We start from the raw sequence: 10853 nt of genomic DNA, 5'->3' as shown, positions 1-10853 counted from the left end.
CCCGAAAGGGGTCAGCCTATCCAATGGCCGACTTTTACGCCGCCCGCGCCGGCACAAACGCAGGCGCTCCACTGGATGGTTTTCTCACCGCCGTGCACAGGTCGGTCGAGAACGGCGACAACATCGCTATGGTCGGGCCCACCGGATGCGGCAAAACCGTCGGAACAGAACAGGTCGCCGCCAAGCTCGGGCGTCCGTTCTTCCGCATTCCGATCGACGGCAACATGCGCCCCCGGGCGCTGCTCGGCGGCTTCACCCAGGTCGCGGCAAACGGTGCGTCATCGACGGTCTGGCAGAAGGGTGTCCTCGAGCAAGCGATGGAATTGCCGTCCATCATCAGCATCGATGAATTCGACCGTGCCGACCCAGACCTCCTCTACACGATGCATCAGCTGCTCGAGGGCAAGGGCCTCATCATCCTCGATGACGGCAACCGCACTGTCATGCCGCACCCCAACCTCGCGATAATGGCAACTGCGAACACGAAGGGGCGGGCAGACAGCCTCAACCTCTATCAGCTCCAGCAGGAGATGTCCGAGGCGACCCGCGATCGCATCAGCACCTGGCTCGAATGTGACTACCGGTCCGAGGTCGAGGACACGTCCTTTCTGCGCAGCGCGTACCCGGAGCTGAACGACGACACCGCGAAGATCATCGCGACTGTCGCCGCTGGCCTGCGAGATTCCTTCAAGGCAGGAACGCTTCGGACCGCCTGCAGCCACCGCACACTGGAGACCTGTGCTCGCAACGCTCTCTTCCTGCAGAAGGCTCTTCACGATCCCGTCGAAGCACGGATCCGCGCCATCCGCTCCAAGATCGTCAGCCGCGGCGGCGATCCCGACGAAGTCAACGCCATGAGCTCCATCGCAGAAAAGGTGATCGGCGACGCTTGGGAGAAATTCAATCCGGCGCCCAAGACGGTCACCGCTGCCGGCATCAACCCATGAAGCACGCGCTCCTCGGCTACTCCATCAAGCGCGAGATCCAGATCACGACGTCCGCAATCACGGGCCGTCGGCTCGCGATCTCGTTTTCAGGCGATGGCGCATGGACCACGCGCACTGAGATGCGCCTCCCGACGATCCACGACGCCCAGCTTTACCCTATCGACGAAGTCCGGGTTCTCCGCGGCTACGCCGACCATGAGGCCGGACACCATCGCTACACCCCCTTCGACGTGATCGATGCACTCCAGGAAAAGACCTTGGGGTTTAAGCTCGACGACAAGGACGCGGCAAAATCCGTCGATCGCCAGACCCGCATTCGCAACACGACGGCTTTCAATATCTGGAACGCCGCCGAAGATTGGCGCATCGAGCGAAACAATATGCGCGACCTTCCCGGCACGCGCAAAAATCTCGACGCTACGCGAAACCATGTCCTGCGCCGCGAGCGGGGCATCTTCGACGACAACATCGGTCGAATGGACGATCCCTATGACATCGCCTCGGCCGCGTTCACCTGGCTCAACGCCTGCGAAAACAGATACTCGGCCGCGCCGATCGCGAGCAATCTCCTCGCGAAGCTCGAACAGCAGAACCCCTTCGTGCACGAGCTCGCCCTGAAAAGGTGGCCCGACGTGCTGCAGGCCGGCACATTGAGTGACGCTGAAGCGAACGAGGCGATCTATGCGATCGCGATCGACGTTTGTGATGCGATCATGGACCGATACCCCCCGAAGGCACCGGCCCTGCCGCCTCCGCCACAAAGCGGGAAGGCACCAGGTCCTGGGTCATCTTCCTCCGCCGGCGACACCGGCTCTCAACCGAGCCCGTCGTCAGATTCGTCGCCTCCTCCTCCGAACGAGAAACAGGAGGCTGCTTCCACGGCCGGCCAATCGGACGACACGAAAGACGACCCGAACAATCAGCCGGGCCATAGCGATGGTGGCACCAAGGATGCGCAAGGGACCTCCCCCAAGGACGACCCTTCGACGGGTGCTGGCAACTCTGACGACGACAGCGCGGCTGCCGCGCGTGAGGCTGCTATCCGCGAAGCCGCGTGCGCCCACAATCCAGAGGTCAAAAACCACCTGGATATCTCCGATGTCGCGAAGGCCATCGCCGGCGTCACAGGAGCGATGCCGGACGGGGGTGCATCAGCAGCAAGCCATCCGTTGGCAGACGGCGTGGTCAGGCACACCCACAAGCCTGAGAAAGCCAGCCTCGTGCACTATGAGAGCGTCCGGGGTGAGATCACCGGTGTCACGTCGGCGCTCACCGGCGCAATGCGGGCAATCGTCATCGCCCGCAATCACCGCAAATTCCGTCCAAACCGCGAGGAAGGCGACCTCGACATGGGCAACATTGCGGGCCTCGCAATGCGTGCCCGAGACGTCTACGAGCAAACCAGCGTCGCGCGAGCGAATAACACCAGCATCGATTTCCTGCTCGACATCTCGTTTTCGATGCGGACCTCGATCAAGTCGGCAGATCCGGAGAAGCGCCTGCGGCGCATCGACCTGCTCATGCAGTCGCTCATCTCGCTGACCGAGGCCCTTGGCCCCGCGAAAAACGTCCGCACACGCTATCTCGGTTACACGGGTGGCGACGACAACGTCGACATGCACCTGGTCAAAAACTGGGACCACGGCTTGCTCGACACGAAGCACTGCCTGGACCTCTTGATCGACAAGCTCGGCCGGCGGCTTATCCAGATGAACGGGACACCCACTGGCCAGGCCATGCTTGATGCATGGTCCGACCAGCGGGACCGTCGAGACGACAAGAAAATTCAGATTATTCTGACAGACGGAGAACCCGACTGGAATAACATCGAACTCGCGGAACAAGCCGCCCAAACCATCCAACGCGATGGAGGGCACGTCATCGGCATCGCGATTGGGGGAAAGCAGCCGCAATTCGCCATGGAGAAATGGCTGATGGTCCCAGATATCTCGAGCCTGCCAAATGCGATCCTCGGTTCGCTAAAGGCGCTGCTCAAATAGGCAGACAAAATTAGTTTCTCGGATTAAAATAGACACTCCCATCTGAGCGGAAAATCCCTCAAAGGAAAAATTGGAAATGGCATTCGAAATTCGCCCGAATACGGCAAGCGCTTTCACCCCGCGCGAAAAGGGTGAGTTCGAGTTCACCGGCAATGGTGACATCGACGGCGAGAAATACGCCGTGTCTGTGAAGGAGGCCTACTCGGGCAATGGCAGGAGCGGCAAATTCACCAGCCGCAAGGTCAAGTTCGAAGGCGCTGAGACGAAGCTGATCTTCGAGGGCACCGTTTTCGATCGCCGCATCGACAACAACGGAAATGCCAAGGTTCTCAACGAGAAAGCGCCCGTCTGGACCGGCAACGTTTCGTGCCAGATCAATCACGAGCTCACCGTGACGAAGGAAGTTTCGATCTGGGAGAAGGTCGGCGGCAAGAGCGGCCTGTATCTGTCCATGGGCATTCGAGACAAGGGCGAACGCCCGGCGCCGCAGGCCGCGCAGCCCGAAATGGCCGACCCGTTCTGATCGAGCAACTTCAGTCGTTGTAACCGGGAGGGCTCCGCCCTCCCGGTTTTTATTTGGATTATTCCATGGCAAAACACGCGGTCTTAGACGCCGAGACGACCGGCCTGAATTCGGCCGACGGCGACCGAATTATCCAAATATCTGCGGTCGAAGTGGTCGACCTAAAAATCACCGGGCGGACGTTTTCCACCTATGTGAATCCCGAAGGCCGCGAGATCAAACTCGGCAGCTATCAGGTCCATAAAATCTCGAAGGAGATGGTGGCGCACGCCCCCCTCTATTCCGAGGTTCATCCTCGCCTTATGGAATTCATCGGCGATGGCCAGCTCGTTATCCAGAACAAAGCCTTCGACCTCGGCTTCATTCGAGCCGAGTGCGCTCGCGTCGGGATCGCGTTTCATCATGACGCTGTCGACACGATCGATCTCGCCCGCCAGCGTTGGCCCGGCGCACAGGTCGGCCTGGACGCGCTGCTGAGGCGGCTTCAGATACCGTCAAGTCCGAAGGCAATCGAAGCCCTCTGCCGCGAGGTCGGCCTCGACCGCGAGATCGAATTTGTCGATCGGTCCACGCGTCACGATTCAACGATCGACTGCCTGCTTACCGCCCAGGTTTTCATCGCGCTTTGCAGCGCCTCGGAATTCGATCTCTCCGCCTCGAACGCGGTCAGTCGAAAGCCCTGGCCGTTCGCGCACCAGAACCTGAACATTTCACCGCTCAGACTCGACTGATCATGCTGCTCACCTGTGAAAGCCATTACAGCCGTCAGCGGCGCTCGACGCTTGACCCGAAGAAATTGGTCAAGCTCGCAAAAGCGGCTGGGTACACCGCAATCGGTATCGCCGACAGGTTGAGCCTGGCGGGCGCCTACGAGTTCAGCCAGGCCGCAGCGAAAGAAGGCATCACGCCGCTGATCGGCGAGCGCCTCCCCTATGGCACTTCACTGATCAATGGGTATGTCACCGTCCATGCGATGGACGAGCGTGGATGGCTCAGCCTCATCGGCCTCAACAACCGCTGCCACCTCCTGAACAACTCCGGGCCCTTGGGAACCGAGGATCTCATCACGTTCGGCGACGGCATCTTTGTCACCAGCGGCGGCCTGGACGGCCCACTCGACACCGCTTTGCGCGAGAACCGCGCTGACATTGCCGATGCAATCGCGGCCGAGATGGCTTTCGCGCTTGGATCTCGCTTTGCCATCGCAATCGAGCGCCACGAAACGATGGACGAGGCCGACGTCCAGAAGGAAAAGCACCTCGTCGAGATCGCCAACCGACACGGCATCTCGTGCATTGGCGTTTCGCCCGTTCGGCACGCCGGAGACAAGGACCGGCTGGCGCTTGAGGTGCTGACTTTCAACTCCCTGGGGAGCACGGTCCTTGTGGGCGACCCGGCCTTTCCCGCGCCGGCATACGGATCCGACTTCAAGTCGCCTGAGCGTATGGCCGAGCTCTTCAGCGACACGCCGCAGCTCCTTCGGAACGCCGAGACCGTCGCCGAGAATCTGAAGTGGTCTGTTCCCTCAGCAAAACCCCACCTTCCCCGAGCCAAAGACGTTCAAAACGAGGAGCTCGCCGTCATTGAGGCGGCTCGTGCTGGGCTCGAGGTTCACCTGGCTAAGCTGCCACCCGGGTCGGAGGCGAAGGTCTACCATGACCGCCTTGAGTTCGAGCTCGGACACATCACAAAGCTCAAATACTCCGGCTACTTTCTGATCGTCGCGGACTTCATCAAATGGTGCCGGGACAACGCCATTCCAGTCGGCCCTGGGCGTGGCTCAGGCGCCGGATCGCTCGTGGCATGGTGCCTTGGCATCACCGACATCGATCCGATCCGCTGGGGTCTTCTATTCGAGCGCTTCATCAACCCCGAGCGCGTCTCCCTCCCTGACTTCGATATCGACTTCTGTGAGCAGCGCCGGGGCGAGGTGCTGGAGTATGTGCGCAATCACTATGGCCAGGACTACGTCGCCCAGATCGCCGCCTACACGACTATGCAGCCGAAAGGTGCGTTCAAAGCCGCGGCTCGGGCCCTTGGGATTCCAAATGCGATCGCGGACTCGTTCACGAAGAAGATGCCCGACGGCGCCGAGACGTTTGACGACATCAAGAACGCGACTGAAATCCAGGACGCAATCATCAACGACGTCGAACTGCGTCAGGCTCTCGAAATCGCCGAGACGCTGGTAGGCGTCCTCGACTCCCAGTCTGAACACGCTGCCGGCGTGGTCATCTCTGACCATTCGCTCTTCGAGACTACCCCGTTGATGGGGCATGGCTCCCGGATCACGCAGTACAGCATGAAGCCCGTCGAGAGCACCGGGCTGGTCAAGTTCGACTTCCTCGGGCTCAAGACGCTTAGCGTCATCCAGCGGGCGTGGGAAATCATCCACGAGCACTACGGCGCCGACACGACGATCAGGCCCGACCACATGCCCTTCGATGACCCGGGCGTATTCGACATGATCAATCGCGGCCGCACGCTGCGCCTGTTTCAGATCGAGCGCGGGGGCATGACGAAAGCCCTACTCGAGATCAATCCGACCGAATTCGAGGATCTGATCGCGATCGTCTCGCTCTACCGGCCGGGCCCGATGGACCAAATCCCGCTTTACGCAGACCGAAAGGCGGGCCGAGCAACGGTTGAATATCCGCACCCGAAGCTTGAGCCGGTCCTGAAGGAAACGCACGGGATTTTCGTTTATCAGGAGCAGATCATCGAGGGAGCCCAGGTATTGGCAGGCTACACCCTCGGCCAAGCCGACGTTCTGCGGCGCGCTATCGGCAAGAAGATTGCCTCAGAACTGAAAGCTGGTCGAGAGGGTTTCGTCGCCGGCTGTGAGAAACACTCGGGTATCCCTCGGGTCGATGGCGAAAAGCTTTTCGACACGATCGAGAAGTTCGCGGATTACGGCTTCAACAAGAGCCATGCGGCGGCTTACGCACTGATCTGCTGGCAGACCGCCTGCATCAAACACCACTACCCGCTCGCTTTCGCCTGCGCCAACCTCGACTGGGACAGCCGCGACGGGAAGGAGAAGGTCGAGGAGATGGTGCGCGAATGCGAGCGCATGGCTGTGACCATTCTCCCGCCAGACATCAACGCCTCGCGCTCGAGCTTCACCATCGAGAATGGCTGCGTTCGGTTCGGCTTCCGAGGCCTGGCCGGCATTTCGGAAGCTACCTCGCTCGCGATCGAACGGGCAAGGGCCGCCGGCCCATTCGCTTCCGCCTCAGACGCCGTCCTGCGGATGACAGAGGCGGGACTGAACAAGAACCAGATCATCATCCTGGTTGAAGCCGGCGCCTTCGACAGCTTGCTCGACCGGGACAGCGGCGAACGACGCCCGCACCTGACTGCGATTATCCGCACGATGACAATCGGCAAGAAGTCCGCAGGCCCCAGCCTGTTCGACGACCTTGGAACCGAAACGGAGATCGACGCCGCGCGCCGCAGTCGACGAAGCAGCAAGGTGCGCGAGCAGCCTGACCTGGCATCGGAGATCGAAGCTGAGATTGCTGCCATCGGCTTCCGCCTCAGCCGTCATCCGACGGCTCAGTACCAGCTGCTGTCCTACCTCATCGGGGCGACACCGGTCGCTTCGCTGCGAACAGCCAAGGTTGACGCCTCCATCCTCGTGATCGGCCGCATCGAAGGCATCTACGAGGTCGGCGACCGAAGGCCAGACGGCATCGGCGCCGATGGCGTCGAGATCATCATCGCCGATGAGAGCGGCAGAACCCGCATTCACGCTCAATCGCCGAGCAACCTCCCAAAGGAAGGGGAGATCGCTGTCATGACACTCAGTGCCACCAGGACGTCAAAAGTCCTGCAGAGCTGGAAAACCACAGCGGACGCCGACAAGGAGGCGCCCGCTGCGATTGTTGTCGCGTTCGAGAACGGGCTCGACCCCGAAGCGATCCGATCGCTGATCGACCGCCCCGACGATGGCATCAAGGCTGCAATCCGCGTGGCGGGCCGAGGCGGTGACCATAAGCTGGTTCTCATGGTGAGCCTGGGCGATGGCCGAGCGGCCGAGATATGGACCCTCATCAACCGGGTCCAGCCCAGCGACGAGCTACAGGCATGGCTCAAACGCCTACCCGGCATCCGGGACGTCTGGGTCAGATAGATTGAAGGGGCGGCGGAAACGCCGCCCCTTTTTTTATCGCCATTTAAAACCCCGCGCGGTCTCTGAGTTATCCCTATTTTCCCAGCCACCTCCGCCATGGTAAAATGCGGAAATGGCAGAAAATGGGTGAATGATGCAGTACGCAAAAAAGTTGGCGCTTGGCGCCGGCGCAGAGCTCATTTCTGGTGCTCTCCTCAGTTCGGTCAGCCTTCCCACCCTCGGAGCAGCTATAACGGCTTCGACTGGCCTGACAGCATCGTTCGGTTTCGCGGGCGCGGCCCTCGTCTGGGCCGTTGGCGGCACCATGCTTGCCAAGAGCGCGCCGCGTCTTCTCTCTCTTGCGGCATCCGGTGCCAACTCGATTGCGCACTCAGCTGGCCGAACCGCAGGGGGGCTTCAAAGCGGGCTTCGGATTTTCTCGCTCCTGCTCGCTGGTGATCGCGCAAAGTCCACGATCACCCCCGGACCGCGGCGCATCGCTTTCCGAGAAAACCTCGACCCAGCAAAGGCAGCGTCCAAGGTGGCAGCGACCGGCGGCACCTCTCTGGTGAACATCATCACCTCGGAGGAGGAATACGCGTCCTTCAAAAACACAATGCGCGCACGTGGCCTGCCGGTTATCGACCTCGACGGCGATGCCGCGCAGAAGCGCCGCACCGAGAAAGCTCCGTTTGAGCACAGCTCGGAAGCGCTGGCCGAAATCACCCGCATCGCCGATCAGAACATGCGCGTCACACCAGAAGACGCCGACGACATCCTGGATCGCCTGGCAAAGAGCCAGACGCTGAATCACGAAAACCGCAAGGATCTCCTCGCCTATCTCGCAACGCAGCTGGTCCCATTCGAGCGCGATACCGCTTCCGAACGCGACCGACTGGAGACCCTAAGGGCGCAGACGGAACCTTTCATCCGTCAGATCGACACAAATATGGTCGAGCGGCTGAAATCGAACGACACTCTGGCTCGAGCGCTTCATGACGCGCAAATCGTCTCTGATGTCGATGAGACGCTCGACCGCGTGCGCCGATCGATCGAGATCGTCGGCTTCGACAAGACCCTGGAGCTCGTGCGCGAGGATCCGGCTCGGTTCGGTGAGATCGACCGGCCTCGGGGGTTCATGGAGAGCGCTTCGCGCTCACATGCCCTCGACAATCAGCACCTGCGCAAGACGACCGAATTTGTCGAAACCCTCACCGGCTACGTCACAAATCTCAAAGACAATTCGGCCGAGGCCGAGCAAGCGCGGACATTGCGCGAGCTTCGCGATCGGCAGAGTGAGCTGGATGAGAAGGTCAATGACCGGGATCGCTCACTGGAACGCGTCAAACGGCGCATTGAACGTGAGACCTTGTGGATCGAACCAGATGTGAGGCGCCAGATCCTCAAGGAAACCCTCGAGACCATGCTGCACACGCGTGAGCCGAGCCTCAAGAAGGCTGAGGAAGTCGCAGTGGCCGGGGCCAGGATGGCAATGAGCTCGGAGGTCGAAAGAACCGCTTCCAAGAATGTCGTCGACATCAGCGCACTGCTGGGCGAGCGGAAGGAAAAACAGGATAAAACGCCCGGAGAGAAAATCGCGACAGAGCGCGGGTCTGCGGTGGCTGGGATCGAAAACATCCTCGTGTCTGCAGCCTATAAGATTGGCGCGCAGGCCAACGTTCCGCTTTACAAGCGCGATTACGAGATTAAAATGATGACCACGGCAGCTTCTGATTTAATTATGAGCCCGCCGAAGGATATTGCGCGTACCAGAAATAAAAGCGCCGAGCGCGATGCCGGCGGCATCGGCAGGTAAGACCTGTCAGAATATTGCGAATAAAACAGCGCCAGGCGCATTTTTAGAAAGCCAATTAAATGCTTCAGATGAAAAGCGATCTCGAATATCTCACGGAGGAATTCGGTGCCGGAGAGATGTCGCCGCCATCAACCCAGGGCTCACTCGACGACGAATTCGACGACGATTACGGTGGCGACCCGGTGCTCAAGGCATACTCGGAGAACCTGCTCCGCCAGGATCCATACATGCAGCAGCTCCGGGAGATCGAGATCGAACGCAAGCGCTTTCCCGTCGAGATGATCGACTTCGATCTCATCGGCGAATGATCCAGGCGCTCGAATGCAAAAAAGGCCCCGGCGAGAAAATCGCCGGGGCCTTTTTCATTGCAGCCAACTAAGCAGCTTGTTTCTCGGCGACAAACTCGTCACGGAAGCCCAACGGCGGTCGTGTGCCGAAATCGGAAGACCGATCGACAAGGATCAGCGACGTTTTGAACGCCAGAGCGATCCCAGACAGGGACTGGACGAATCCCGCCACCGCCTTCGTCCGACCCCACTGATCACCTCCCTGCCCAAAGTCCAGGCCAGGCAGGTCATCGACAATCACGCACGCGACACCGCCTGAGGCGATAAGATGCCGCGACACGGCGAGAACCAGGTTGGCAGAGGTCTCGATTTTGAAGATCGACCGCTCACCAAGGCCTTGACCCTCGATCGCCGAATTTGCGCCATGTCCCAGTGTGTCGATGACCACCAGGCGCCGTTCGTCTGTCGCAAGAATCTCCGCGGCCTGTGAGACAGCAAAGGTCGTGCGGCCGCCGCCGGCGGCGCCTAGCACGCGTAGGAGCACCGCCTTGTCTGAAGGCCCACTAGCCCTCCGCCTGCTGCTGCATGACCCGATTGAACTCTCGCTGCAGGGCAAGCTCCCATGGATCCTCGCTGTGTCCGAGGCGCGCAGTCATCTTGTTGAAGGCTGCCTTCATCACATCGTCGCTCAGGCAGATGCACGCCGCAGCGAGCGTCTGATCGAAGACCTGGCGATACATGCCCAGCGCCTTTTCCGGCGCGAGTGGCTTCCTATCCGGGAACGCGACGCTCTGAAACAAGCGGGTCGACGTATCGAACGCCATCCGCATGATCTCTTTCCGCGTGAAGAAATCCAGAATGCCGAGACGATCGTCGAACTCGGGAATGGCAGACGCCGGCGGCTGGTTCATATCGTCGATGTCTGCGCCCGGGATGTATTGAAGAGCGTGCGCAGGCGGTGACCCGACGTGATCATCCGCTCGCGTTTCGTGAAAATCATCCATCGCATAATCCATTTTTATGGTGATTTATTATACCGCGTTCGCGCGCCCGCTTAAAGCAAGTTCCTGAGAGCCCGTCCCGAAAGGGTTGAGCGACTGGGGCACTCGTGATTCCAAGGGGTTGTTCAGGCCATCTTGGAGCGAGCGATGTGGACCCCAGCCACT

General features: G+C 60.4%; 9 protein-coding genes. 7 read left to right on the top strand and 2 right to left on the bottom strand.

From position 1 onward, the window contains the following. From ACFPN9_RS11470 to ACFPN9_RS11440, 7 genes are all read left to right on the top strand, one after another. The coding region (locus ACFPN9_RS11470; RefSeq protein WP_377817001.1) for an AAA family ATPase at nucleotides 1-947 on the top strand (947 nt) is incomplete at its 5' end. Then, the gene (locus tag ACFPN9_RS11465) at nucleotides 944-2947 is read left to right on the top strand and encodes a hypothetical protein (RefSeq protein ID WP_377816999.1); all 2004 of its coding nucleotides are present in this window, start codon (nucleotides 944-946) and stop codon (nucleotides 2945-2947) included. The genes ACFPN9_RS11470 and ACFPN9_RS11465, both read left to right, overlap by 4 nt. Nucleotides 2948-3023: 76 nt before the next feature. Then, nucleotides 3024-3470, top strand: a complete 447-nt coding sequence (locus ACFPN9_RS11460) for a hypothetical protein (protein ID WP_068203635.1) — start codon at nucleotides 3024-3026, stop codon at nucleotides 3468-3470. Between the two features lie 65 nt (nucleotides 3471-3535). Further along, nucleotides 3536-4201 (top strand): exonuclease domain-containing protein, encoded by a 666-nt coding sequence (locus ACFPN9_RS11455; RefSeq protein WP_377816996.1) that lies wholly within the window; start codon nucleotides 3536-3538, stop codon nucleotides 4199-4201. Between the two features lie 2 nt (nucleotides 4202-4203). Continuing rightward, nucleotides 4204-7605, top strand: a complete 3402-nt coding sequence (locus tag ACFPN9_RS11450) for a DNA polymerase III subunit alpha (RefSeq protein WP_377816993.1) — start codon at nucleotides 4204-4206, stop codon at nucleotides 7603-7605. Nucleotides 7606-7735: 130 nt separating this feature from the next. Then, nucleotides 7736-9400 carry a hypothetical protein gene (locus ACFPN9_RS11445; RefSeq protein ID WP_377816991.1) on the top strand — a complete coding sequence of 555 codons (1665 nt, stop codon included), beginning with the start codon at nucleotides 7736-7738 and terminating at the stop codon, nucleotides 9398-9400. Between the two features lie 68 nt (nucleotides 9401-9468). After that, nucleotides 9469-9708: a hypothetical protein gene (locus tag ACFPN9_RS11440; protein WP_156451674.1), complete on the top strand. Its 240-nt coding sequence runs from the start codon at nucleotides 9469-9471 to the stop codon at nucleotides 9706-9708. 67 nt (nucleotides 9709-9775) lie between these two features. On the opposite strand, the gene ACFPN9_RS11435 is transcribed toward ACFPN9_RS11440, so the two are convergent. Both ACFPN9_RS11435 and ACFPN9_RS11430 read right to left on the bottom strand, forming a co-directional pair. After that, nucleotides 9776-10219: a hypothetical protein gene (locus tag ACFPN9_RS11435; protein ID WP_377816988.1), complete on the bottom strand. Its 444-nt coding sequence runs from the start codon at nucleotides 10217-10219 to the stop codon at nucleotides 9776-9778. 31 nt (nucleotides 10220-10250) lie between these two features. After that, complete coding sequence (locus tag ACFPN9_RS11430; protein WP_156451675.1) at nucleotides 10251-10691, bottom strand: hypothetical protein; 441 nt, start codon at nucleotides 10689-10691, stop codon at nucleotides 10251-10253. Nucleotides 10692-10853: the final 162 nt, after the last annotated feature.

Origin of the sequence: Allobosea massiliensis (assembly GCF_042655245.1) — a bacterium.
Classification (GTDB): Bacteria; Pseudomonadota; Alphaproteobacteria; order Rhizobiales; family Beijerinckiaceae; genus Allobosea; species Allobosea massiliensis.
The sequence above is the reverse complement of the archived record's forward strand: the minus strand, read 5'-3'. Positions and strand labels throughout refer to the sequence as shown.

Bases quoted from the DNA above. Each gene is read 5' to 3' on its own strand.
- ACFPN9_RS11460 (WP_068203635.1), top strand. From the start codon at position 3,024: ATGGCATTCGAAATTCGCCCGAATACGGCAAGCGCTTTCACCCCGCGC.
- ACFPN9_RS11465 (WP_377816999.1), top strand. From the start codon at position 944: ATGAAGCACGCGCTCCTCGGCTACTCCATCAAGCGCGAGATCCAGATC.
- ACFPN9_RS11430 (WP_156451675.1), bottom strand. From the start codon at position 10,691: ATGGATGATTTTCACGAAACGCGAGCGGATGATCACGTCGGGTCACCG.
- ACFPN9_RS11450 (WP_377816993.1), top strand. From the start codon at position 4,204: ATGCTGCTCACCTGTGAAAGCCATTACAGCCGTCAGCGGCGCTCGACG.
- ACFPN9_RS11445 (WP_377816991.1), top strand. From the start codon at position 7,736: ATGATGCAGTACGCAAAAAAGTTGGCGCTTGGCGCCGGCGCAGAGCTC.
- ACFPN9_RS11455 (WP_377816996.1), top strand. From the start codon at position 3,536: ATGGCAAAACACGCGGTCTTAGACGCCGAGACGACCGGCCTGAATTCG.
- ACFPN9_RS11440 (WP_156451674.1), top strand. From the start codon at position 9,469: ATGAAAAGCGATCTCGAATATCTCACGGAGGAATTCGGTGCCGGAGAG.